This window comes from Biformimicrobium ophioploci, from assembly GCF_030270605.1.
Taxonomy (GTDB): domain Bacteria; phylum Pseudomonadota; class Gammaproteobacteria; order Pseudomonadales; family Cellvibrionaceae; genus Biformimicrobium; species Biformimicrobium ophioploci.
The window spans coordinates 457090-480825 of sequence record NZ_BSYJ01000003.1 but is presented as its reverse complement, the minus strand read 5'-3'; the positions used below and the strand labels follow the sequence as shown (position 1 = coordinate 480825).

The window sequence follows — 23736 nt, the reverse complement described above, 5'->3', positions numbered from 1 at the left end:
GAATACCTGCGCCAATGACAGCCTGCGCCAGTATTGGCGACATTTTTTCAGGTGCGGGGGTTCAACCCAGGCGAACATGCTCAACCCAGCGCTGCTCGCAACAGCCGGCAGCCCAGATATCACTTTCCAGGCACGTCAGGCTTGCGGTACCCAGGGCACCGTTACCACCGGAGAGTGAGTCGACCAGATTGCCGACCAAGGGCTGATGGGAAACCAGCAGGAGAGATTCAATGTCGGCCGCACGCAAAGCCTCTACCAGTTCCGGCATACGCGCATTGGGGACCAGCAGCGGCTGCTCGTGGACTTCCAGCCCAAGCGAGTCAGCGACAATGCGGGCTGACTCCAGTGCACGCACATAGGGGCTGGACCAGATGGTGCGGACGCCCGCGAGGTCCTCTCGGCGCCGGCCCACCATCCAGCGCACCTCGTCCTTGCCGAGTTCGGTCAGTGGGCGCTCGGCATCTACCGCACCGGCGGCAGCCTGGCCGTGGCGAAGAATCAGCAGGCGCATTACTGCTCCTTGTTCTGCTCCTTGTTCTGCTCCTTGTTGTGATCCTTGGGCTGGTCTTTGGATTGGCCCTTGGGCTGGCCCTTGCTTTCCGGCTTGTCCGCTTCGGTTCCGGGCTGCTCATCTGCTCCCAGCTCGATAACGGTCTCACGAATGGCCTTGCCCTTTTCCACCGGCGCACCACTGTCGGGCTCGGTCACCACAATCTCGGCCTCGGCCTCCACATCGACCGCAGCGCTTTCATAAACGGACAGGTCTTCCTTCTCCGCCTCCGGCCACTCGGAAAACGGGAACGGCTTCTCTTCGGTGTTGTAGATCAGGAACTGCAGGGCCTGGTAGATAAAGGATGCCAGCTGGTCTCCGAAGCGGCGCAGGTTGTCGTTGCTGCTGCCCGTCAGCAGGGAGAACACGAACTGCAGCACAACGATCACCAGCATGACCACACCGGCGATCTCCAGCAACAGTGCGAACAGCAGCATGTATACAAGCCGCACCCAGGCGTTGCTGGCGGTCAGGTTTTTCTTGAGTTTTTCGTCCATCAGTTTTTCACCGAGTAAGCCACATCGAAGGTTTGCGCACCCGACATCAGACCTTTGATTACCTCGGGAATCGGGCACTTTTCAAATAATATGGCGTGAATAGCAGAAACCAAGGGCATGTAGACGCCTAATTCATCGGCTTTGTGTTTTATCAGCTTCACCGTGTTCACGCCCTCGGCCACCTGGCCGATATCCGCGATGGCCTGTTCCAGGGGCTTGCCCTGGCCGACCATGTAGCCAACCCGGTAGTTCCGGCTCAGGTCCGACGAACAGGTCAGGATCAAATCACCGACACCGGCGAGACCAATCAGGGACATCGGGTCAGCGCCCAGTGCGTCGGCGAAACGCATCATTTCCGCGAGTGAACGGGTGATCAGCAGGCTGTTGGTGTTCTGGCCAACGCCGATTGCAGCGGCCATACCGGTCACAATCGCGTAGATATTCTTGAGCGAGCCCGCCAGCTCGACACCGAAAACATCCTCACTGGAATAAACCCGGAAAGTATCGGAATGCAGCACCTGCTGGATTGTGCGGCAGACGTCCTCCTGCTCACTGGCAACAACCGTTGCCGTGTAATGGTTGGCGACGATTTCCTTGGCAAAGTTAGGGCCGCTCAGCACCCCCACGCGCGCGCCCGGCACCTCTTCATGCAGGACGTTGCTCATAAACTTGAAGCCACCGGGCTCGATGCCCTTGGTGGTACTGACCAGGATGCAATTTTCCTGCAATGACGGCGCACTCAGGCGCACGACTTCACGGAATGAAGAGCTCGGGATGGCTACGAAAACGATCTCGCAGTCTTGTACGGCCGCCTGTAGGTCACTGGTCACCTGCACGTTTTCATGCAACGGCACGCCCGGCAGGTAGAAGCTGTTTTCCCTCGCCTCCTGGCACTTGGCCGCCTTATCGGCATTGCGCATCCACTGGCGCGTGTCGTGTCCGTTGCCGGCGATGATATTGGCAATTGCCGTGCCGAAGCTGCCACCACCCAGTACCGCGATGGTATTTTTCTGCGTCATATTGTTATTTTTCCGCTTTCCGTATTTTCTGGAATCAGATGCCGGCGCAGAGCCGGCGCACAAAAAGTGACCAATCGCCCCCTTTTGTATCTGTCGCGATTATAGGTGCCCGCGCCCTGCAGCCAAAACCCAATTTGGGCCGGCCCCGCAGACTGCACAATTTACGCACAGAAATGCACCATGAACATAAAAAAAGGCCGGCTGGGCCGACCTCTTTTCACGCAGTGCAAGCTTACTTGCTGAGCTCCAGCAGCAGCGAATTCAGGCGACGCACGTAATCCGCCGGGTCCTCCAGCTGGTCCCCCGCGGCCAGGCTGGCCTGATCCATCAGTACATTGGTCAGATCCGCAAAGCGGTCTTCATCCGCCTCCTGGTCCAGGCGCTTCACCAGCGGGTGCTCCGGGTTCAGCTCGAAAATCGGCTTGGACTCCGGCAGCGCCTGCCCGGCCTGCTCCAGAATGCGACGCATCTGCGGGCCCATATCGTGCTCGCTGACCACCAGACATGCCGGCGACTCGGTCAGGCGCGTGGAAACGCGGACTTCATCCACGCGTGACTCCAGCACACCTTTGACGCGCTCCACCAGGCCTTCAGCGGCCTTCTCCGCCTCTTCCCGTGCGGACTTGTCCTCTTCGGTCTCCGCCTCACCCAGGTCCAGTGCACCCTTGGCCACGTCCTGGAACTGCTTGCCGTCGAACTCGTTCATGTGGCCTACAAACCACTCGTCAATCTGGTCGGAAAGCAGCAGTACCTCAATCCCCTTCTTGCGGAATACTTCCAGGTAAGGGCTGGACTTGGCAGTGGCAAAGTTGTCTGCGCACACGTAATAAATTTTGTCCTGGCCTTCCTTCATGCGGCTGACATAGTCCTCGATGGACTGGTCCTGCTTCGCATTGTCGGTATGGGTGGAGCTGAAGCGCAGCAGCTTGGCCACCTTTTCCTTATTGGCGAAGTCTTCCGCGGGACCTTCCTTCAGTACATTGCCAAACAGGTCCCAGAATTTCGCGTACTGCTCGGCATCCTTGCTGGCCAGCTTACCCAGCATATCCAGCACACGCTTGGTCAGCGCGGACTTGATCGCGTCGATATTGCGATCGTTCTGCAGGATTTCGCGGGAAACGTTCAGCGGCAGGTCGTTGGAATCCAGCACACCCTTCACGAAGCGCAGGTACAGCGGCAGGAACTGCTCGGCATCGTCCATGATGAAGGTGCGCTGGACGTACAGCTTGAGGCCGCGGGCGGCATCTCGCTGGTACAGGTCGAAAGGCGCACGGGACGGAATAAATAGCAGACTGGTGTAATCCAGCTTGCCCTCGACCTTGTTGTGACTCCAGGCGAGCGGGTCCTCAAAGTCATGTGCGATGTGCTTGTAAAATTCCTTGTACTCCTCCGCTGTCACTTCGGAGCGCGGACGGGTCCACATCGCCTTGGCGGCATTCACCACCTCGTATTCCGGGGCTGCGTCTTCCGCCTTTTCTTCTCCTTCCTCGCCCATTGCCGGCGCAGCTTCTTTCAGCATTTCCACCGGCAGTGCGATGTGATCGGAGTACTTCTTGATAATAGAACGCAGGCGCCAGCCGTCGGCGAACTCCCTGGCATCTTCCTTCAGGTGCAGCACCACGGTGGTACCGCGGCTGTCCTTCTCCGCATTCTCGATGGTGTACTCGGCCTCGCCGTGGCACTCCCAGTGCACACCTTCAGACGCGCTGGCGCCGGCGCGACGGGTGAACACATCAACCTTGTCCGCGACGATAAATGCGGAATAGAAACCCACACCGAACTGACCGATCAGGTGTGAATCCTTCTTCTGGTCTCCGGTCAGCTGCTCCAGGAACTTTCCGGTGCCGGAGCGGGCAATCGTGCCAAGGTTCTCGATCACCTCGTCACGGCTCATACCAATACCATTGTCGGCAATGGTGAGGGTACCCGCTTCCTTGTCGAACTCGATTCGGATTTTCAGGTCTGCGTCGTTCGCGATCAGTTCAGGGGTGGACAGGGCTTCAAAGCGCAATTTGTCTGCCGCGTCCGAGGCGTTGGATACCAGCTCCCGCAGGAAGATCTCCTGGTTGGAATACAGGGAGTGAATCATCAGGTGCAGCAGCTGTTTTGCTTCCGTCTGGAATCCGCGGCTTTCTTTCTGGGCCTCTACTGTCATGGCGTCGAAAATCTCCGGTCAGGTAGGGTTGGATAACGAATTAGTTGTACTGGCATCGGATATGGGGCTTGCCTGCGCGGTTTCAAGGACTTCTGTCAGAGAGATCCGGCACGGAGTGCGACCGACCATTCCAACTGTGCAAATTTCAACCAGCCCTCCATGCCCCGTCAGTACGGGCGTGAATACTGCCCCTTGAATACTGATAAGATGCCATCGACACCAAGGACCCGGAGCTCATGACCAACCTGCTGATCCTCTCCCGCGATGCGGCCCGATACGAGGCATTGATCGCCCGCCACCCTGCCGCCGGCAGTTTGCAAATCAGCAGCCCAAACGACTGCCCACCTGCCGACATCCTCGCCAACGCGGAAATCGTGCTGGGCGAGCCGGCACTGGTGGCCCCCTGCCTCGCGCAGATGCCCGCCCTCAAGTGGGTACAGTCCACATTTGCGGGCATCGAGCCATTTTGCCGCGATGGCCTGCGCCGCGATTACCAGCTCACCGGGATCAAGGGCATCTTCGGCCCACTGATGAGCGAATATGTATTCGGGAATATCCTCGCCAGGGAGCGCCGCATCGGGCAACTGGCCAAACAGCAGGAGGCCAAAATCTGGCAGCCGAACCGCTACCGCGGCCTTGCGGGCCTGACCATGGGCATCTGCGGGCTGGGATCCATCGGACAGCAAATTGCGGCAACAGCAAAAGCGCTTGGGATGCGTACATTGGGCTGGAAACGCACACCGGGCCCCGCCGCCAACACCGACGAGACCTTCAGCGGCGATCAGCTTGCGGCTATGGCCGCCCGGTGCGACTTTCTCGTTTCCGTACTGCCGGATACCCCGGCAACACAGGGCCTTTTCAATCGCGCCCTGTTTGAAGGAATGAAGGGTGAAGCGCTGTTTATTAACGTTGGCCGTGGCAGCGCTGTTGTCGAGGAAGACCTGGTTCAGGCTCTTGAGAAGAGAGTAATAGGCGGCGCGGTACTGGATGTCTTCAGGCAGGAACCGTTACCGCAGGACAGCCCGCTGTGGGATTGCCCGGGCCTCGTGATTACGCCGCACTGTGCGGCGGAGAGTTTTCCGGAAGACATTGCCAGGATTTTTCTGGGCAACCTCGAGCGCTGGAAGCGCGGGCAGGCGCTGGAGTATCTGGTGGATTTTGAGCGGGGTTATTGAGACCGATGGGGTCAGAGCGCGTGATAAAAGGGGTCAGAGCGAAAGCTCTGACCCCATATATCGCGTAACTTAAGGGGTCAGAGCCAAGGCTCTGACCCCATGAATCGCGTAACTTAAGGGGTCAGAGCATTCGCTCTGACCCCGTTCGTCATTAACGATCAACCAGCTTGGCAAGCGAACGCTTGCCGGTAATATCGATAATAAAGTTTGCGGTCATCTCGTTGATCACCTTGGATTCCGCATTCATCAGGATCGCAATCCCGATCTTCTCGTTTTCCGAATAGGCCACCGCTGCGCGGAAGCCTGCAACCCAGCCGCCGTGGTAGATCACCCGGTCGTCACCAATACTGTAAATCCGCCAACCGAGACCGTAGCCGGCATCGCTGACGTAGTCCCGCCAGATCCGGCGACGCCTGTCCTGCTTGGTTTCGATTCTCTGCTGCGTGATCTCCGCGATCGTTTCCGGGGCCAGTACCTTCGGATAAAAACCCATGTGGGCTTTCAGCCACTCGGCCAGGTCGGTGATGCTGGTGTTGACGCCAGCCGCTGAGGGCGCAAAGTAATAGCCTTTCTTCACCTTGACCGCGCGCCAGCCCTTCCTGGTCTTTACGTGCGGCGTCGCCCGGTTACTGGCGGTGGTGAAGGCCTTGTAACCGATGGAGGCATTTTCCATCTTGAGGGGCGTAAAAACGCGCTCCTGCAGGTGCTCTTCGTAAGCCACCCCGGTGGACTTCTCAATCACCCGTTCGATCAGGCTGAACAGCACATTCTGGTACCCGTAGCATTGCCCCGGCGGGCAGAACGGATCTATCAGGGAAAACTTGGGCAGGATCTGCTCTACGGACTTGGACGCCTCCAACATGTTGTCGTAAGCGTTCGGCACCAGGCCCGATGAATGGCTCAGCAGATGGCCCACCGTCAGTTTGCTGGACAGGTTACGGGTCTTGAACTTCAGTTCGGGCACATAATTGATGACCCGGTCATCCCAGCCAAACTTCTCTTCCTGCTCGAGCAGCGCCGCCACGGTGCCAGCAAAAGTCTTGGACACCGAGGCCAGCCGGAAAACGGTGTTCTTGTCGATTGGGTCCTTCTTGCCCTGGGTCTTGACGCCATAGGTTTTCATGGCGACAACCTTGTCCCGCTCTACGATGACGTAGGCGGCGCCGGGAATACGCTTGTCCTTGATCGCCTGGCGAAAATACTTGTCGAAATACCGGGCCGATTGCTGGATGTCACTCGCCAGCAATACTGGGCTGGCCGCAGATGCGACAGCAAACAGAATGGCGTAAAAAAACCTGTAACAACGAAACGGCATCTACGACTCGGTATCAGGATGGATTGGAGGCCCGGCACACACGGATGATTCCGTAAACCTATTAAGCCTAGCAGCGGGAAAATCACTTTTCAGACAAAGCTCGGTAGCATTTGGCGGCATTCGCAAAATGCACAACAAGGGTGCGTAAACAAAAAAAGGCCGCCTTCTTTCGAAGGCAGCCTTTCTGCAGCAACCAGCTGATTACAGCTTGTCGGCGTTCTCGCTCAGGTACTTGGCAACGCCAGTCGGGGAAGCGTCCATACCGCTGTCACCTTCCTGCCAGCCAGCCGGACAAACTTCGCCGTGCTCCTGGTGGAATGCCAGCGCGTCAACCATGCGCAGCATTTCGTCTACGTTACGGCCCAGCGGCAGGTCATTTACTACCTGGTGACGCACAGTGCCTTCCTCATCGATCAGGAAGGAGCCGCGGAAAGCAACGCCCGCATCCGCTTCAACATCGTACGCCTGGCAGATTTCGTGCTTGACGTCTGCAACCAGTGCGTACTTGACCGGGCCAATGCCACCGTCGTTTACCGGGGTGTTGCGCCAGGCGTTGTGGGAGAACTGGGAGTCGATGGAAACACCGATCACCTCAACGCCACGCTTGGCGAATTCTTCATAGCGGTGGTCGAACGCGATCAGCTCGGACGGGCACACGAAAGTGAAGTCCAGCGGGTAGAAGAAGATGACAGCCTTCTTGCCCTTGATTGCTTCGGACAGGGTATAGGAATCTACGATTTCGCCATTGCCCAGTACAGCTGCGGCGGTAAAGTCCGGTGCCGGTTTGCCTACCAGTACGCCCATGTGCTTCTCCTCAATATTAGATAAGACTTGGTTAATTTATAATCACTAGCTATGAGATGATTATGCTAAATAGTGGGACGCTATGATACAGAGAGGAATGCATAAGTCCCATAGATTTTCTATATAAGTGCGATAGTTGCGCCCTAAGGCGCGCGGGAAACAGTTGCCTAACAGCCCGCGCAAGTTAGCCACAAATTTCCAGAGCTGGCCGCAGAAAAAGCCGCCAAATTCACCCCGACACAATAGGCTAAACTTTGACCAATTACCCACTAAAGCTTATTGACACTCATTCTCATTATCACTAACATGCCCTAAAATTTAAATGAGAATGAATTTCATTCAGGGCAAAACGATGTACGTATGTATCTGTAAAGGCATCACTGACCGCCACATCAAAGAAGCGATCTATGATGGCGCAACCTCCATCAAATCCCTGCGTCGCGCGCTTGGTGTTTCTTCGCAGTGCGGTCGCTGTGCGGAACTGGCCCAGGAAATCATCAATGAGTCCATGGCCGGCGGCACCACCCAGCCTGGCGCCAACCCGGGCCTGTTCTACTCCGCGGTCTGACCCGTATTCCGAGGCCTGATGCCCGTCAGGCCTCTGTACTCCGATCTGTACTCAGACAAGCCCCAGCCGTCCGGCAAGGCTCCTTCGCAACGGGCATCCGCCCTGCACCATCCCGCCCGCAATGACAGCGCCTCCAGCCAAACCAGAATTCAAATGATTCGCAACAGCAATCTCTTTTCCCAATAAAATCAATAGCTTAGCGGAATCTGCCAGCAACGGCCCTACACTTGACTTGGCGGTGTTGCGGTTTCACACTAGCTGAACTTTTCGGTCATCGGATTGGTGCGTTAACACCTCTCAGTACTGATCACCGGACAAACCAAAGAAGAATGACATGGAGCCAGTTATATGAAGGGCGACCCGAAAGTAATCGAGCATCTCAACAAGGCGCTGGGCAATGAGCTGATCGCCATCAACCAGTACTTCCTGCACTCTCGCATGTTCAAGGACTGGGGCCTGAAGGAGCTGGCGGACAAGGAGTACCACGAGTCCATCGATGAGATGAAGCACGCCGACTGGCTGATAGAGCGCATCCTGTTCCTCGAGGGCATCCCCAACCTGCAACACTTGGGCAAGCTGTTGATCGGCGAGAACACCCAGGAGATGCTGGCTTGCGACCTGAAACTGGAACAGCAGGCCATCCCGGACCTGAAAGAAGGTATCGCCTACTGTGAATCAGTGCGGGACTACGGCAGCCGAGAACTACTGGAAAAGATCCTCGAGTCTGAGGAAGAGCATGTGGACTGGCTGGAAACCCAGCTCAGCCTGATCGACAAGGTTGGCATCCAGAACTACCTGCAGACACAGATGGAGTCAGCGTCAGAAGAGGGCTAACCCCCTGCAATGATGGCGCCAGGTACAAAAGCCAGGCACAAAAAAAGGCCCCGTCGGGGCCTTTTTTATTGTGAATACCGTAACGATTACTCGCCCTTGGCTTCCTCACCGCTCTGCGCTGCCGCTTCATCGATCAGCGTCTTCAGTTCGCCACTTTCGAACATCTCGATAACGATGTCGCAGCCACCTACCAGCTCACCGTTTACCCACAGCTGCGGAAAAGTCGGCCAGTTCGCATACTTCGGCAGCTCCGCACGGATCTCCGGGTTGGACAGGATATCTACGTAGGCAAAACGCTGTCCGCACTGCATCAGCGCCTGAGAAGCGCGCATGGAAAAACCACACTGCGGCGCGTTGGGTGAACCCTTCATGTAAATCAGGATCGGGTTTTCGGAAATCTGCTGCTTGATGGTATCGATGATTGCCATGGCTTTTGCTTACCGCCTCACGTGGATAATGGAATAGCGGCGGGCATTCTACTCCATTCCATTGCAATTTTCCGCCCCTACCCACCCTGCCCCATGCGGCTGGCGGGTCTGCGCACCCCTGCCTCACCCAATGGAACTGCGCCGATTGCCGTAATTAAGGGGTATATGGCCGATATTCGCCACCTTGTCTATGGCACTCCGACCGGCGCGCCTGCTAGTATGGCTGCCCCGTCCAGAGCCAACGGTAGTACTAGTCACAAGGAGATGTAATGCCCGGAACCGCACTGATGAACACCTATGGTGAGCGCAAACTCACTCTTGTGCGCGGCAAAGGTCACTACGTCTGGGACGACCGTGACCAGCGCTATTTTGACGGCATCTCGGGCATCGGCGTATGCGGCCTTGGCCACTGCCACCCCGCAGTCGCTGCCGCAGTTGCAGAGCAGGCCAAAACCCTGCTGCACACCTCCAACCTGTACCTGATACCGGCGCAAAAGGCGCTGGCCGAGCGCCTGTCCGCAATCAGCGGCATGGACAACACGTTTTTTTCCAACTCCGGCGCGGAAGCCAATGAGGCAGCGATCAAGCTCGCACTGCGCCACGGCCACAACCGTGGGCTGGCCCTGCCCCGGATCGTGGTGATGGAGGGCGCCTTTCACGGGCGCACTTTTGCAACCCTGACCGCGACCGCCAATGCCAAGGTTCGGGACGGTTTCGGCGCGCTGCCGGAAAACTTCATTCGCGCGCCCTTCAACGATGTCGCGGCGCTGGAAAAGCTCGCTGCAGAGCATGAAGATATTGTCGCTATCCTACTGGAGCCTATTCAGGGAGAAGGCGGAATCGGTGTTCCCGATCCGGGCTATATCGAATCCGTGCGCCAGGTTTGCGACCAGAGCGGCTGGCTGATGATGCTGGACGAAGTGCAGACCGGCAACGGCCGCACCGGGCGCTACTTTGCTTACCAGCACAGCAATATACTCCCGGACGTAGTGACCACCGCGAAAGGCCTTGGCAACGGCGTCCCCATCGGCGCCTGCCTGGCACGCGGGCAGGCGGCTGCCCTGTTCGGCCCGGGTAGCCATGGGTCCACCTACGGCGGTAACCCACTTGCCTGCTCAGCAGGGCTCGCAGTGCTGGATACCATCGAATCCGAAGTGCTGATCGAGAATGCAGAAAAGATGGGCGCGCTGCTGGCAGAAAAGCTGCGCGAGAAACTGGTAGATAACCCTGCATTCGTGGAAGTGCGCGGCAAGGGCCTGATGATCGGCATCGAGCTCACAACGCCCTGCCCCGAACTCGTGGACCGCGCCAGGGAGCGCGGCCTGCTGCTGAATGTCACCGCGGGCAACGTCATCCGCTTGCTGCCGCCGCTGACACTCAAGGAACAAGATTGTGAGTTTATCACCAGCACCGTTGCGGAGCTGGTAGTAGCATTTGCAGAAGAAACAAATTGAATTGCACGAAGTAACACCAGGAAGGGAGGAATAACAACGATGGCAATCAGACATTTTCTCACGCTGACGGACCTGAGCCCGGAAGAGCTGCAGGCTATCGTCGACAGAGCCATCGAAATGAAAGCGCTGCACCGCCAGGGAGGCGCCGGCGAGCCCTTCCGCAACAAGGTGCTCGGCATGATTTTCGAAAAGTCCTCCACCCGCACCCGCGTTTCCTTCGAGGCAGGTATGGCGCAACTGGGGGGCAGCTCCCTGTTCCTGTCCCCGCGCGATACGCAACTCGGTCGCGGCGAGCCAATCGAAGACAGTGCGCGCGTGATTTCACGCATGGTGGACATCGTGATGATCCGCACCTTCGGCCACAACGTGGTCGAGCGCTTTGCCGCGCACAGCCAGGTCCCGGTGATCAATGCACTGACGGACACCTTCCACCCATGCCAGCTGCTCGCGGATATCATGACCTATCAGGAGCATCGTGGCAGCCCCAGGGGCAAGGTGGTTGCCTGGGTTGGTGACGGCAACAATATGTGTAACTCCTATATCAATGCCGCACGCATGTGCGACTTTACCCTGCATATCGCCTGCCCCGAGGGGTATGAGCCGGACGAGGACGTCCTCGCCGCCGCCGGTGATCGCGTCAAGATTTTCCGCAACCCGAAGGACGCGGTCAGCGGTACCGACTGGGTCGCGACCGACGTATGGGCCTCCATGGGTCAGGAAACCGAGCAGAAGGAACGCGAAAAAGCGTTCAAGGGCTACCTGGTGGACCACCCCCTGATGGCGCACGCCAACAAGGATGCGATTTTCATGCATTGCCTGCCGGCGCATCGCGATGAGGAAGTCAGCAGCGAACTGCTCGAGGACGAAAGCATCTCCGTGGTCTGGGACGAGGCGGAAAATCGCCTGCACGCCCAGAAAGCCCTGATGGAATTCCTGCTGGAGAGCCACTGACTTGCACGCGCACGATGTTCCGCTGCCCGACCAGCCGCTGCTCAAGGTCGAAAACCTGTCGTGCCGGCATGGGGACGACCTGGTTGTTGACGAGCTGGGCTTCAACCTGGACGGCGCGGATATCGCATGCCTGCTCGGCCCCAGCGGCTGTGGCAAAACTACTACCCTGCGGGCGATAGCCGGGTTCCAGCCGGTATCGTCCGGCAATATCTACCTTTCCGGCCAGTTGCTCTCCGGCCCCGGCAGCACGGTTGCCCCCGAGCGACGTGAAATGGGCATGGTGTTCCAGGACTATGCACTGTTTCCGCACCTGTCGGTGGAAGACAATATCCGCTTCGGTATCAACCACCTCAGCAATTCCGAACAGCACAGGCGCGTCGACGAGCTGCTGGTGCTCACGCGTCTGCAGGGTTTCGGCAAGCGCTTCCCGGATGAACTGTCAGGCGGCCAGCAACAGCGTGTCGCGCTCGCGCGTGCGCTGGCCCGCAAGCCTCGCCTGCTTTTAATGGATGAGCCGTTCTCCAGCCTGGATGTGGACCTGCGCCGCGACCTGACTCTGGAAATCCGCGAGATACTGCAAGAGCAGCAGGTCAATGCCATCATGGTTACCCATGACCAGGAGGAGGCCTTTGCCTTCGCCGACCGCATCGGCGTCATGTCGGAGGGACGCCTGCAACAGTGGGATACCCCGTTCAACCTTTACCATGAACCCGCCAATCGCTTTGTCGCCGACTTTGTTGGCAAGGGCGCGTTCCTGCCCGGCCACGCGCTGGACACCAACAGCGTGACCACCGAGCTGGGTACGCTCTCCGGCAATCGCTGTTACGACTGGCTGCCGGACGCACCGGTAGAAGTGCTGTTGCGCCCGGACGACATAGTCCCCAGCGAGGACAGCCCCTACCAGGGCACGGTCGAGCACAAGGTGTTTGCCGGCACCTCTACCCTCTACACGCTGGCACTACCCACCGGCAGCCGCGTCCAGGCGGCATTCAGCAGCCACCGCGATTATCGGATTGGTGATCGGGTCGGCATCCGCGTAGAGGCCGATCACTTTATCGCTTTCAAGCGGCAGTCCTGACAAATCACCCAGACCGGGCAACCGGGGTACCACTTCGCGCGAATTTTGGCCCACCTCCGGGCTTCTATTCCATGCCGATATAATCGAATCGCTTTTATTAAAAAAAAATATAACTGCGCCACGTTCGTACCATTTAACGCAAACCTCAGCGTTACCGCGGGGTGTCGCGAAAGCGCTCACTGACCTGCGCGATTACCCACATTTTATCCACAAGCTACCCATAGTTTCTTCGTATTGAAATGGTCACCTGACCGCATTATCTTGTTTCCCGCACCACAACAAACCCCAACATATTGGGGTTTCGACCTGTCACACCCACAATTCATGGTGGGCGTGCACACCCTGAAGTACCCGGTTTAACAACCAGATTCCGTGCCGCCGGGAATGCGGCAGAAGGGCTCGCCGGCCACCAGGGCCACCCGCCCGACACGACTGGCCCGAGCGCCAGCGAGCAGGAAGCACCACTGCGGTGGTACACCAACACAATAAGAATTGCGGAGATTTTCATGCGCACTGAAACCGAGCGCCACAGCCCGTCGAACGTCCCGACAGCAGCGGGCGAAGCACCACATACCAGCCTCACCGCCACCGCTCCGGGCCAGATTCGCGTCATCAAGCGCAACGGCACCCTGGTCTCCTACGACGACAGCAAAATTGCAGTGGCCATGACGAAGGCCTTCCTTGCCGTGGAAGGAGGCACTGCAGCCGCTTCCAGCCGCATTCACGAGACAGTGCAGCAGCTGGTTGAGCAGATCAGTGCAACCTTCCATCGCCGCATGCCATCCGGCGGCACCATCCATATCGAGGAAATCCAGGACCAGGTGGAGCTGGCGCTGATGCGCGGCGGTGAGCACAAGGTAGCCCGGGACTATGTACTCTATCGTGAAGAACACGCGCGACTGCGTGCCCAGAGCCAGGCCCCGGTAGAGCCCCACCCGTCCATCCGGGTCAAGAAGTCCGATGGCAGCCTTGAACCACTGGACATGGCGCGCTTGCAGGTCATCATCGATGAGGCTTGCGCCGGCCTGCGCGACGTGGACGGCGCCCTCATTCGCGAGGAGGCCCTGAAAAACCTGTACGACGGCGTCAGCCCGGATGACATCAATACCGCACTGGTGATCACCGCACGCACGCTGGTGGAGAAGGAGCCGGATTACACTTTCGCGACAGCGCGCCTGCTACTCGACAAGCTCCGTGCAGAAGCGCTCACTTACCTCGAAGTCGCGGAGACAGCGACCGCGGCGGAAATGAAGTCCCGCTATGCGGAGGCGCTTCCGGCCTACATTGAGAAAGGCATCGCGCTGGAACTGCTGGACCCGGCACTTGCCCAGTTTGATATCGAAAGGCTCGGCGAGGCGCTGGACGCGGAACGCGATGCCCAGTTTACCTACCTCGGCCTGCAGACCCTGTACGACCGCTACTTCCTGCACGACAATGACACCCGCATCGAATTGCCACAAATTTTTTTCATGCGGGTGGCCATGGGGCTGGCCCTCAATGAAGACGACATCAACGCCCGCGCAATAGAATTCTACAATCTGCTGAGCTCATTTGATTACATGAGCTCCACCCCTACCCTGTTCAATGCCGGCACACTGCGGCCGCAATTATCCTCCTGCTACCTCACCAGCATTCCCGACAACCTGCACGGCATTTATGGCGCGATGCAGGATAACGCCATGCTGTCCAAGTGGGCAGGCGGCCTGGGTAACGACTGGACCCCGGTGCGTGCCCTCGGCGCCTATATCAAGGGCACCAACGGCAAGTCCCAGGGCGTGGTCCCGTTCCTCAAGGTCGCCAACGATACCGCCGTCGCGGTCAATCAGGGCGGCAAACGCAAGGGTGCAGTTTGTGCATACCTGGAAACCTGGCATCTCGATATCGAGGAATTCCTGGAGCTGCGCAAGAACACCGGTGACGATCGTCGCCGCACCCATGACATGAATACCGCCAACTGGGTACCAGACCTGTTTATGAAGCGGGTTTTCGAGGATGCCGAGTGGACCCTGTTCTCACCCAGCGATGTGCCTGAGTTGCATGACCTGTTCGGTACAGAATTCGAGGAGAAATATACGCAGTACGAGCAGCTCGCAGCGGCAGGAAAACTCAAGCTCCACAAAAAAGTCCGCGCCGCAGACCTCTGGCGCAGGATGCTAGGTATGCTGTTCGAAACCGGCCATCCCTGGATTACTTTCAAGGACAGCTGCAACCTGCGTAGCCCGCAACAGCACGCCGGAGTCATACATTCATCCAACCTGTGTACGGAGATCACACTCAACACCCGCGCCGGTGATGAGATCGCCGTGTGCAACCTCGGCTCTGTAAACCTCGCGCAACACGTCGCGGAAGGCGAGCTGGACCTCGACAAGCTGCGCACTACCGTCACCACTGCGGTGCGTATGCTGGATAATGTCATCGACATCAATTACTACTCCGTCGATACCGCGCGCCAGTCCAATTTACGTCATCGCCCGGTCGGACTGGGACTGATGGGGTTCCAGGATGCGCTGTACAAGATGGACATCGCCTACTCCAACAATCAGGCCGTGGAGTTTGCAGACCGCTCCATGGAAGCCATCAGCTACTATGCGATCGAGGCTTCCTCCGCACTGGCCGGGGAACGCGGCAGCTACTCCTCGTTTGAAGGCTCGCTGTGGAGCAAGGGCATCCTGCCCATCGATTCAATTGAACTGCTGGCGGAACACCGCGGACACCAGTATATCGACCAGGACCGCAGCCAGACGCTCGATTGGGACTCCCTGCGCGACAGGGTACGCGACAACGGCATGCGGAATTCCAATGTGATGGCGATTGCGCCCACGGCAACAATCGCCAATATCACCGGGGTATCCCAGTCCATCGAGCCGACTTACCAGAACCTGTACGTAAAATCTAACCTGTCCGGCGAGTTCACCGTGGTCAACCCATTCCTGGTGCACGAGCTGAAAGCGCTGGGGTTGTGGGACCAGGTGATGGTCAACGACCTCAAGTACTACGAGGGCTCGGTCCAGAAAATCGATCGCATTCCGGATGCACTGAAGGCCAAATATGCCACCGCATTTGAAGTGGAGCCGCGCTGGATCGTCGATGCCGCCAGTCGGCGCCAGAAGTGGCTCGACCAGGCCCAATCCCTGAACCTCTACATCGCCGGGGCCGATGGTCGCAAGCTCGACCTGACTTATCGCATGGCGTGGTACCGGGGCCTCAAGACCACTTACTACCTGCGTGCGCTGGCGGCCACCACAACTGAAAAGTCCACCATCGACACTGGCGCACTGAATGCTGTCAGCGCCAATGGCAGTGCGACACAGGCCGGCCCCGCTGCGGTGCCCCAGGCCTGCAGCCTCGACGACCCGGACTGCGAGGCCTGCCAGTAGAGTTTTCAAGCTCGGGGGAGAGCAAGCGGATGCGAAGCATCCGCGCAGTACGTGACGGCCCGGCGGCAATCAGTTTCCAGGGGGAATGCCAAAGGGCCGGAGCGGTAATCAATAACAAGACCAGGATTCAGAACATGTTGAGCTGGGACGACTACAACCAAACAGAACCGAACAAGGGCAAAACCCATCCGCAGCCCGCGCCAGAACCGCAACCGGCGCCGGCCGTGCAGGAGCCTGTAGCCACCTACAGCGCACAGTCCCCTGCCTCGGCGCCGACGGCGGACCAGAAGCCGGCAGGCAGCGCGATTGAAGCTGCGCGCAGCGCAGTTGCCAGTATCGACAGCGCACCCGGGCTGGAAGAGCTGGAAATGGGTGCAGCCCGCGTGCAGGTGGATGAAAAACGGATCATCAACTGCCGGGCGGACCTGAATCAGCTGGTACCGTTCAAGTACGACTGGGCCTGGCAAAAGTACCTCGATGGCTGCGCAAACCACTGGATGCCACAAGAGGTCAACATGACCAAGGACATCTCCATGTGGAAGGACCCCGAGGGTCTTTCCGCCGATGAGCGCCGCATCGTCGAGTACTCGCTCGGTTATTTCTCCACCGCAGATTCCCTGGTGGCCAACAACCTGGTGCTGGCCATTTACCGCCATATCACCAATCCGGAATGCCGACAGTATCTATTGCGCCAGTCCTTTGAAGAGGCCATCCACACCCATGCCTATCAATACTGTGTCGAGTCGCTGGGCATGGATGAGGGCGAAGTTTTCAATATGTACCGTGAAATACCCGCTGTTGCGAAGAAAGCCTCGTGGAGCCTTTCCCACACAGCAGCAATCAGCAACCCGAATTTCCGCACCGGTACAACCGAGTCGGATCAGGAACTGCTGCGTAACCTGATCGCGTTCTACGCCGTGACGGAGGGTATTTTCTTCTATTGCGGCTTTACCCAGATTCTTTCCATGGGCCGACGCAATAAAATGACCGGTGTCGCCGAGCAATTCCAATACATCCTGCGCGACGAATCCATGCACCTGAATTTCGGCATCGACGTCATCAACCAGATCAAGCTGGAAAACCCGCACCTGTGGACCGATGCCTTCCAGGCCGAGGTCACCCAGATGATTCTCGAAGGTATGGAGCTGGAAGTTGCCTATGCCCGGGACACCATGCCCCACGGAGTGCTCGGTATGAACGCACAGATGATGGAGGAATACCTGAACTTCATTGCGAACCGCCGACTCGTCCAGCTTGGCCTGAAAGAGCAATTCCCCGGCGCCCAGAATCCGTTTCCCTGGATGTCCGAGATCATGGATCTGCGCAAGGAAAAGAACTTTTTCGAAACCCGTGTTATCGAATACCAGACCGGTGGCGCACTACAGTGGTAAACACAGAATTTCCCAGCACCTCTAAAAACAATTAAAAGCTGTAATCTACGGCTCACAGGACCATTGCGCGGGCTTCGGCCCGCATTGTTTTTCCACGCTTCACGCCCCTCATTAGATCCCGCAGAATTTATTTGCAAATTTTAAGCAGCCCGCAGAATACTTCCGCCCGCAGTGTGCGCCCGGCCCCGATACTGCCCCCCTGTTGTCGACATTAATGCCAAAAACTGCGAATATCCGGTGATAAAAATCAAGCTCGGGTGCGCAGGATTTAACCAGCGAAGCCTGAACTCATAGGGAACTAGCACGCGCAATGAAACTCCGGAATCTGATCGCAGGCTGCAGCGTCCTGCTGCCACTTATCACCAGCGCTGCGGACGCCAGCAAGTCTTTCAGCCGCCCCGAGATTGATGCCGCAACCATCGACGCCCTCGCCGAGCGGGTGATGAAGGATTATCTCGTCCCCGGTGTCGCCATCGCCCTCGTCACTGACAGTGAAATACTGCATGCAAAGGGTTACGGAATCGCAGAAATCGGCTCTGAGCAGAAAGTCAACACAGAGACCCTTTTCGGAATTGCCTCTGTCAGTAAAAGTTTCACAACGGCTGCACTGGCCCTGCTCGTCGATGAGGGCAAGCTGACGTGGGATGACCGCGTAACAGACCATATCCCCGAGTTCCGCCTGCAGGACGAATGGATCACCAACGAGTTTCGCATTCGCGACCTGCTGACTCATCGAAGCGGTCTCGGGCCGGGCGCCGGGGACCTGATGCTCTGGCCCGAGCCCAATAACTTCACCCGCACCGATATCCTCAATGGCCTAGCCTACCTCCCCATCACGCGCAGCTTTCGCAAGGACTATGCCTACGACAACCTTCTCTACATAGTCGCCGGCGAGCTGGTACCGCGGATCACAGGTATGAGCTGGAAGGAGTTTGTCGAAAAACGCCTGATGAAGCCCGCGGGCATGAAACGCTGTTATGCCGGCGAAATTCAGGAAGGCGACTGGACCAATGTGGCAAAACCGCACGGTACCCTCGATGGCAAGATTGAAAAGCTGATGCCCAAACCCAACAAGACCCTGACCTGGGCCGCAGCGGGGGGTATTCGCTGCAGCATCCGGGACATGGCGCACTGGGTAAAACTGCAGCTCGGCGAGGGCCAGATCCACGGCAAGCGTATCTTCTCCGAGAAACAATCTGCAGAGATGTGGAAACCGCATACCCTGATGCCGCTATCCGACAAAGAGAAGGAACGCCATAACAGCCACTTTGCGGCTTACGGGCTGGCCTGGCGCCTGCAGGATGTAAATGGCCACCTGCTGGTACACCATACCGGTAGCCTTTCCGGCATGTACGCCTACGCCGCCATGATCCCCGAGCAGAATATCGGCGCGGTTATCCTGATGAACCAGCACTCCTCCATCGCCCGCCGCGGCCTCATGTTCAGCCTGCTCAAACCCTTTATCAGTGACAAGGATGCCGACTGGTTTGCCGCTTACACGCCCGAGCCTGCAGAGGAGTCCCAGGAGGAAAAATCTGAAAAGCAGGTCGCCACGGTGTCCGCCCCTCCGGGAACAGCGCCGGAAAATGCTGCTTTTTCCGGTACTTATACTGATCCCTGGTTCGGCGAGGTGCGCCTGGAAGAGAAGGATGGTGCGCTGCGGTTTGTTTCAGAAAAATCTCCCCGCCTGATCGGCAGCCTGTCCTGGCTCGGTGGCGACCAGTTCCGGGTGAACTGGGATGATCGACAGCTCAATGCCGATGCCCTGATCAACTTCAGGCGCGAGAAGAACGGCAGCGTAATCGGCTTCGACATGCAGCCGGCAGAAAAGGGTATCGATTTCAGCTATGACTTCCAGGACCTGACATTTACCCGCAGTCAGGAATAGCAATGCGACCTACCCGTGTAGAAATTGACCTTTCTGCGATCCAGTCCAATTACAGGACCGCCTGCCTGCTGGCACCGCGCAGCCGCAACCTGGCGGTAATAAAGGCCAACGCCTACGGCCACGGCGGGGTGATGACCGCGCGCGCTCTGGAATCACAGGTACCGGCGTTTGCGGTGGCTTTTCTCGAGGAAGCGCTCGAACTCAGGGCCGCCGGCATCACAAAGCCGATTCTCCTGCTCGAAGGCGTATTCAACGCGGGCGACCTGCGCGAGGCGATTACACGGGATTGCTGGGTAATGCTGCACGGCACGCACCAGCTCGACTGGCTGGACCTGTTGCCAGCAAAAACGAAGTTGCCGGGGCTCTGGCTGAAAGTCGATTCCGGTATGCATCGCCTTGGTTTCACCCTCGCAGAGATACCCGCAGCCTGCGCGAAGGCGGCACCCTATACAGACCGACTGGTGATCGCTACACACTTTGCCTCTGCGGATGAACCTGACAAGCCGCAAACCCGGCAACAGGAAAGCCAGTTCCTGTCGCACCTGCCAGACGGCCCTTTTGAAATCAGCCTGAACAACTCTGCGGGCCTGCAACTGCGCCAGAGCCGCGGCGACGAATGGGGCCGCGCGGGATTCATGCTATATGGTTATTCGCCATTGCCCGCACCACCTGCCCTGCCACTGGAACCAGCAATGACCTTCAAGAGCGCCGTTATGGCCATACGCAGGGTTGCTGCGGGGGAAACGGTGGGCTACGGCGGCGTCTGGCAGGCACAGCGCGACTCCCTGATCGCAACAATTCCCTGCGGCTATGCCGATGGCTACCCACAGACTGCCCGCGCCGGCACCCCGATACTCATCAATGGACACAGGGCACCGCTGGCCGGGCGCGTATCCATGGACATGATTACCGTCGATGTCACTGATGCCGGCACGGTGAAGATTGGCGACCCCGTACAGCTGTGGGGCCCGGACCTGCCCGCCACAGAGGTGGCTGCCCATAACAATTACAACCCTTATGAGCTGCTCACACGCGTATCTGCGAGACCCCAGCGCGTGTACCGACAGCCGCCAGATGCCCAGTCATACAAATCCGATACCGTTCGTGGAGAAGAAGATGCCGTTATTTCGTAACCTGAGCAAAGTTTTCCTGCTGGCCATGGCGCCACTGTGCATGGCCGCAGCCCCCTTCACCGTAGACTCACTCGGTGCAGAGAAGCTCGTTGTTGTCACCTCCGCAGACTGGAATACCGACCACGGACAGATGAGCACTTTCACCCTTGGGGACAACGGTTGGGAACGCGCCAGTGAATCCGTGGATGTCATGCTGGGTCGCAGCGGTCTCGGCTGGGGCATTGGCCTGCACCCCCAGAACAGCGGCGAAGATCCGGTCAAGAAGGAAGGCGATGGCCGCGCGCCGGCCGGCGTATTTTCCCTGGGGGCGGCCTTCGGCTACCTGCCAAAGCTGGCGGTCGACTACCCCTATACCCCCATGAATGAAAACCACTTCTGCATCGATGTTCCGGCCTCGCCGTTGTACAACACCACCGTAGACGCCTCCGAAGTTGGCAAGGATGCAGTGGAAGGCTCCACCGAGCCCATGCGCAGGGATATCCACCTGAAGGGCGACCAGCGCTACAAGAAAGGGATTTTCGTCAACCACAATCCGAAAAACATCAGTGGCGCGGGCAGCTGTATCTTCATGCATCTCTGGAAAGAACAGGGTACCGCCACCGCCGGCTGTACCGCCATGGAAGAATCTGCAATGGACCAGTTGCTCGCGTGGCTTGAAGCACCGGAGAAAGTGCTCTATGTCGCCCTGCCACAGGACAAGTACCAGCAGCTGCAGCAGGAATGGAACCTGCCGGCATTGCAATAACCCTGGCGTATGTGTCCCGGCCTGGTGAAGGCATCACAGGTAAATAACAACAATAACTTTTGAGGTTTCAAATGACTGAAGCAAGCTGGATCTCGATCCTGCCACCGCTCCTGGCAATTGTGCTGGCAATCAGCACAAGGCAGGTCCTGTTGTCACTGTTTCTGGGGGTCTGGCTTGGCTACTGGCTGATTCCGGGCGGCAACCCGTTGTCGGCGCTGGCCGAGTCAATGGAAGGCCTGGTAGAGGTCCTCTCGGATGCCGGCGATACAAAGGTCATCATGTTTACCCTGATGATCGGCGGCCTGATTGCAATCCTGGAAGCCTGCGGCGGGGTTCGCGGCTTTGTAAACTGGCTGGAAAAGCGCAACTGGGTCAATCGCCCTGGCCAGGCGCAGTGGCTTTCCCTGCTTATCGGCGTGGTGATTTTTATCGAGTCGAACATCACAGTACTGGTCGCAGGTTCAGTCTGCCGCCCGCTGTTCGACAAGATGAAAATTGCACGGGAAAAGCTCGCCTACCTGATTGACTCGACATCGGCGCCCATCTGTATCCTGATTCCCCTCAACGCCTGGGGTGCATTCAACCTCGGCCTGCTGGAAGGCACCGGTGTAGAGAATTCACTGGAACTGTTCCTCGCCTCCATTCCACTTAACTTCTACGCCATCAGTGCCCTGCTGCTCGCTGTTTCCTCGGTTGCATTCAACTGGAATTTCGATGGTATGGGCAAGGCCATGGAGCGTACCCGCAACGGCGAGTTGCACTGGCCGGGCTCCACTCCGGTGGTCGACGAAGAACTGCTCAGCCCGCCGCTGGATCCTTCTGTGAAGCCCCGCGCTGTCAATATGCTGCTACCGATCATCGTGATGGTGGTGGGGATGCCGGTTGGCCTGTGGATTACCGGTGATGGCAACCTGATGAAAGGCTCCGGCTCAACTTCCGTGCTGTGGGCTGTCGGCATGGCACTGCTCACCGCGGCGACACTGGTACTCACCCAGCGCCAGATGAGCCTCGACAAACTCAACACCACCTTTGTGCGCGGCGCTGGCGGCGTCCTTCCACTGGCCATGATCCTGCTTCTGGCTCTGGCACTCGGCGATGTCACCGGCAAACTCAAGACTGCGGAGTTTGTATCCGCCTTTATTGGCGACGCTATTCCCGTGGCCATGCTGCCGGCACTGATCTTCCTGGTGAGCGGTGCGATCGCGTTTTCGGTTGGTTCCAGCTGGGGCACCTTCGCAATCATGCTGCCGATTGCCGTGGCAGTAGCCGGCGACCAGGGCATGGCGCTGGCACCGGTTGTGGCAGCCGTCCTCTCCGGCGGTATTTTCGGCGACCACGCGTCACCGATCAGCGACACCACCATCGTGTCATCCATGGCATCCGCCTGTGACCATATCGACCACGTGAAGACACAGCTGCCCTACGCACTGATAGCCGGCGGCATCGCCTTCACCGGCTTCGTGATCACCGGCATGACCATGTAAGGCAAAAGTCCGCAGACATAAAAAAACCCCGGCTCGCCGGGTTTTTTTATTGGGAAGATTTCGCCAAAAAAGCGCTTCGGACAAGCGCCATCAATTGAAACGCGAGACGAGAATATCCACCAGGTGCTGCTGGGCCGCAGCGAGCAAAAGACTGGAAAGGTTCGTCTGGCCACGGTCTACCAGCGCCTCAAGCACAATATCAGACAGCAGGCTCACCGGTGACGTACCACAGCGACAGATTGCAATGACGGTTGCACCCGCGGATTTGGCCCGCTGCGTCAGTGCAACTGCATCACTGTCCTCTCCGGTTTCAGAGATAACGACAAAGACACCCCCCTTACCCAGGCCATCAGCCTGCGCCAGCTGCACAAGGACTTCAGCCTCATTGACCACGGCCTTTCCTGTCAGCATCAGGTGATACGCCAGACTACGGGCAGCCAGGCCAGACAGGCCTGCACCGAAAACCTGGACGCGCTCGGCACGGCGAAGCGCGCCGGCGGCCTGGTCAAACTTTTCCTTGCTGTTCAGGGCGACCGTTGTCTCGATTGCCTCCTGCTTGAGGCCAAACAACAATTCTTCGGCGTTTTTCTGCCGCAGAGACGCACCGCCCGCCGCAGTGTTCGTCGTGCTTGTCACCTCGTGGCTGAGGGACTCGTAAATCGCCATTTTCAGGTCCGGGTAACCACGATAACCCAGCTTCTGGCTGAATTTCACCACACTGGACTGGCTGATGCCCACGGCACTCGCCAGTTGCTGCGAAGAGTAGTCCCGGATCAAGCCGGTATTCTCAAGCACGAAGTCTGCCAGCTTCTTTTCATTGGCCGACATATTCTCGCGCAGAGAACGGATTTTAATTAAACAGGTCATTGCGTCTGCCACCTATCGGAGGC

Annotated in this window: 20 protein-coding genes; 12 read left to right on the top strand and 8 right to left on the bottom strand. The window is 58.2% G+C overall.

Annotated elements, in window-relative coordinates:
* Window positions 1-61: 61 nt before the first annotated feature.
* The 4 genes from sixA to htpG form a co-directional block, all read right to left on the bottom strand.
* Window positions 62-511, bottom strand: a complete 450-nt coding sequence (gene sixA / locus QSJ80_RS08820) for a phosphohistidine phosphatase SixA (RefSeq protein WP_285764070.1) — start codon at window positions 509-511, stop codon at window positions 62-64.
* On the bottom strand, window positions 511-1047 hold the full coding sequence (locus tag QSJ80_RS08815; protein ID WP_285764069.1) for a DUF4389 domain-containing protein: 537 nt from the start codon (window positions 1045-1047) through the stop codon (window positions 511-513). Before QSJ80_RS08815 ends, sixA begins: the two co-directional genes overlap by 1 nt.
* On the bottom strand, window positions 1047-2066 hold the full coding sequence (locus QSJ80_RS08810; protein WP_285764068.1) for an NAD(P)H-dependent glycerol-3-phosphate dehydrogenase: 1020 nt from the start codon (window positions 2064-2066) through the stop codon (window positions 1047-1049). Before QSJ80_RS08810 ends, QSJ80_RS08815 begins: the two co-directional genes overlap by 1 nt.
* Before the next feature lie 232 nt (window positions 2067-2298).
* On the bottom strand, window positions 2299-4221 hold the full coding sequence (gene htpG / locus QSJ80_RS08805) for a molecular chaperone HtpG (RefSeq protein WP_285764067.1): 1923 nt from the start codon (window positions 4219-4221) through the stop codon (window positions 2299-2301).
* Between the two features lie 236 nt (window positions 4222-4457).
* Between htpG and QSJ80_RS08800 the strand changes: the two genes are divergently transcribed.
* Entirely contained in the window at window positions 4458-5396 is a 939-nt protein-coding gene (locus tag QSJ80_RS08800) for a D-2-hydroxyacid dehydrogenase (protein WP_285764066.1), read from the top strand.
* A gap of 151 nt (window positions 5397-5547) precedes the next feature.
* On the opposite strand, the gene QSJ80_RS08795 is transcribed toward QSJ80_RS08800, so the two are convergent.
* Entirely contained in the window at window positions 5548-6711 is a 1164-nt protein-coding gene (locus tag QSJ80_RS08795; protein ID WP_285764065.1) for a serine hydrolase domain-containing protein, read from the bottom strand.
* Between the two features lie 201 nt (window positions 6712-6912).
* Entirely contained in the window at window positions 6913-7515 is a 603-nt protein-coding gene (locus tag QSJ80_RS08790; protein WP_285764064.1) for a peroxiredoxin, read from the bottom strand.
* Window positions 7516-7867: 352 nt separating this feature from the next.
* Between QSJ80_RS08790 and QSJ80_RS08785 the strand changes: the two genes are divergently transcribed.
* Entirely contained in the window at window positions 7868-8083 is a 216-nt protein-coding gene (locus QSJ80_RS08785) for a bacterioferritin-associated ferredoxin (protein WP_285764063.1), read from the top strand.
* A gap of 348 nt (window positions 8084-8431) precedes the next feature.
* Window positions 8432-8917 (top strand): bacterioferritin, encoded by a 486-nt coding sequence (bfr, locus tag QSJ80_RS08780; protein WP_285764062.1) that lies wholly within the window; start codon window positions 8432-8434, stop codon window positions 8915-8917.
* Window positions 8918-9003: 86 nt separating this feature from the next.
* Here the strand turns inward: bfr and grxD are convergent, their stop codons facing one another.
* Window positions 9004-9345 (bottom strand): Grx4 family monothiol glutaredoxin, encoded by a 342-nt coding sequence (gene grxD / locus QSJ80_RS08775; RefSeq protein ID WP_285764061.1) that lies wholly within the window; start codon window positions 9343-9345, stop codon window positions 9004-9006.
* Between the two features lie 269 nt (window positions 9346-9614).
* On the opposite strand from grxD, the gene QSJ80_RS08770 reads away from it, so the two are divergent.
* The 9 genes from QSJ80_RS08770 (at window position 9615) to QSJ80_RS08730 (ending at window position 22846) form a co-directional block, all read left to right on the top strand.
* On the top strand, window positions 9615-10799 hold the full coding sequence (locus tag QSJ80_RS08770; RefSeq protein WP_285764060.1) for an aspartate aminotransferase family protein: 1185 nt from the start codon (window positions 9615-9617) through the stop codon (window positions 10797-10799).
* Between the two features lie 39 nt (window positions 10800-10838).
* A complete protein-coding gene (argF, locus tag QSJ80_RS08765) occupies window positions 10839-11750 on the top strand; it encodes an ornithine carbamoyltransferase (RefSeq protein ID WP_285764059.1) in 912 nt (303 codons plus the stop codon).
* Window position 11751: 1 nt separating this feature from the next.
* On the top strand, window positions 11752-12828 hold the full coding sequence (locus QSJ80_RS08760) for an ABC transporter ATP-binding protein (protein WP_285764058.1): 1077 nt from the start codon (window positions 11752-11754) through the stop codon (window positions 12826-12828).
* Window positions 12829-13334: 506 nt separating this feature from the next.
* Complete coding sequence (locus tag QSJ80_RS08755) at window positions 13335-16205, top strand: ribonucleoside-diphosphate reductase subunit alpha (RefSeq protein ID WP_285764057.1); 2871 nt, start codon at window positions 13335-13337, stop codon at window positions 16203-16205.
* Window positions 16206-16339: 134 nt separating this feature from the next.
* Window positions 16340-17596 (top strand): ribonucleotide-diphosphate reductase subunit beta, encoded by a 1257-nt coding sequence (locus QSJ80_RS08750; RefSeq protein WP_285764056.1) that lies wholly within the window; start codon window positions 16340-16342, stop codon window positions 17594-17596.
* Between the two features lie 310 nt (window positions 17597-17906).
* Window positions 17907-19484, top strand: a complete 1578-nt coding sequence (locus QSJ80_RS08745) for a serine hydrolase (RefSeq protein ID WP_285764055.1) — start codon at window positions 17907-17909, stop codon at window positions 19482-19484.
* 2 nt (window positions 19485-19486) lie between these two features.
* Entirely contained in the window at window positions 19487-20617 is a 1131-nt protein-coding gene (gene alr / locus QSJ80_RS08740; RefSeq protein WP_285764054.1) for an alanine racemase, read from the top strand.
* The gene (locus QSJ80_RS08735) at window positions 20601-21362 is read left to right on the top strand and encodes a L,D-transpeptidase family protein (protein ID WP_285764053.1); all 762 of its coding nucleotides are present in this window, start codon (window positions 20601-20603) and stop codon (window positions 21360-21362) included. Before alr ends, QSJ80_RS08735 begins: the two co-directional genes overlap by 17 nt.
* A gap of 71 nt (window positions 21363-21433) precedes the next feature.
* A complete protein-coding gene (locus tag QSJ80_RS08730) occupies window positions 21434-22846 on the top strand; it encodes a Na+/H+ antiporter NhaC family protein (protein ID WP_285764052.1) in 1413 nt (470 codons plus the stop codon).
* 90 nt (window positions 22847-22936) lie between these two features.
* Here QSJ80_RS08730 and QSJ80_RS08725 read toward each other — a convergent pair whose 3' ends face one another.
* A complete protein-coding gene (locus QSJ80_RS08725; protein ID WP_285764051.1) occupies window positions 22937-23713 on the bottom strand; it encodes a MurR/RpiR family transcriptional regulator in 777 nt (258 codons plus the stop codon).
* Window positions 23714-23736 lie beyond the last annotated feature (23 nt).

Excerpts from the sequence above, each read along its gene's own strand:
- grxD (WP_285764061.1), bottom strand. The coding sequence starts at position 9,345 with ATGGCAATCATCGATACCATCAAGCAGCAGATTTCCGAAAACCCGATC.
- QSJ80_RS08750 (WP_285764056.1), top strand. The coding sequence starts at position 16,340 with ATGTTGAGCTGGGACGACTACAACCAAACAGAACCGAACAAGGGCAAA.
- QSJ80_RS08810 (WP_285764068.1), bottom strand. The coding sequence starts at position 2,066 with ATGACGCAGAAAAATACCATCGCGGTACTGGGTGGTGGCAGCTTCGGC.
- htpG (WP_285764067.1), bottom strand. The coding sequence starts at position 4,221 with ATGACAGTAGAGGCCCAGAAAGAAAGCCGCGGATTCCAGACGGAAGCA.
- sixA (WP_285764070.1), bottom strand. The coding sequence starts at position 511 with ATGCGCCTGCTGATTCTTCGCCACGGCCAGGCTGCCGCCGGTGCGGTA.
- QSJ80_RS08785 (WP_285764063.1), top strand. The coding sequence starts at position 7,868 with ATGTACGTATGTATCTGTAAAGGCATCACTGACCGCCACATCAAAGAA.
- QSJ80_RS08800 (WP_285764066.1), top strand. The coding sequence starts at position 4,458 with ATGACCAACCTGCTGATCCTCTCCCGCGATGCGGCCCGATACGAGGCA.
- bfr (WP_285764062.1), top strand. The coding sequence starts at position 8,432 with ATGAAGGGCGACCCGAAAGTAATCGAGCATCTCAACAAGGCGCTGGGC.
- alr (WP_285764054.1), top strand. The coding sequence starts at position 19,487 with ATGCGACCTACCCGTGTAGAAATTGACCTTTCTGCGATCCAGTCCAAT.
- QSJ80_RS08725 (WP_285764051.1), bottom strand. The coding sequence starts at position 23,713 with ATGACCTGTTTAATTAAAATCCGTTCTCTGCGCGAGAATATGTCGGCC.
- QSJ80_RS08770 (WP_285764060.1), top strand. The coding sequence starts at position 9,615 with ATGCCCGGAACCGCACTGATGAACACCTATGGTGAGCGCAAACTCACT.
- QSJ80_RS08735 (WP_285764053.1), top strand. The coding sequence starts at position 20,601 with ATGCCGTTATTTCGTAACCTGAGCAAAGTTTTCCTGCTGGCCATGGCG.
- QSJ80_RS08815 (WP_285764069.1), bottom strand. The coding sequence starts at position 1,047 with ATGGACGAAAAACTCAAGAAAAACCTGACCGCCAGCAACGCCTGGGTG.
- QSJ80_RS08755 (WP_285764057.1), top strand. The coding sequence starts at position 13,335 with ATGCGCACTGAAACCGAGCGCCACAGCCCGTCGAACGTCCCGACAGCA.
- QSJ80_RS08790 (WP_285764064.1), bottom strand. The coding sequence starts at position 7,515 with ATGGGCGTACTGGTAGGCAAACCGGCACCGGACTTTACCGCCGCAGCT.
- QSJ80_RS08795 (WP_285764065.1), bottom strand. The coding sequence starts at position 6,711 with ATGCCGTTTCGTTGTTACAGGTTTTTTTACGCCATTCTGTTTGCTGTC.
- QSJ80_RS08745 (WP_285764055.1), top strand. The coding sequence starts at position 17,907 with ATGAAACTCCGGAATCTGATCGCAGGCTGCAGCGTCCTGCTGCCACTT.
- QSJ80_RS08730 (WP_285764052.1), top strand. The coding sequence starts at position 21,434 with ATGACTGAAGCAAGCTGGATCTCGATCCTGCCACCGCTCCTGGCAATT.
- argF (WP_285764059.1), top strand. The coding sequence starts at position 10,839 with ATGGCAATCAGACATTTTCTCACGCTGACGGACCTGAGCCCGGAAGAG.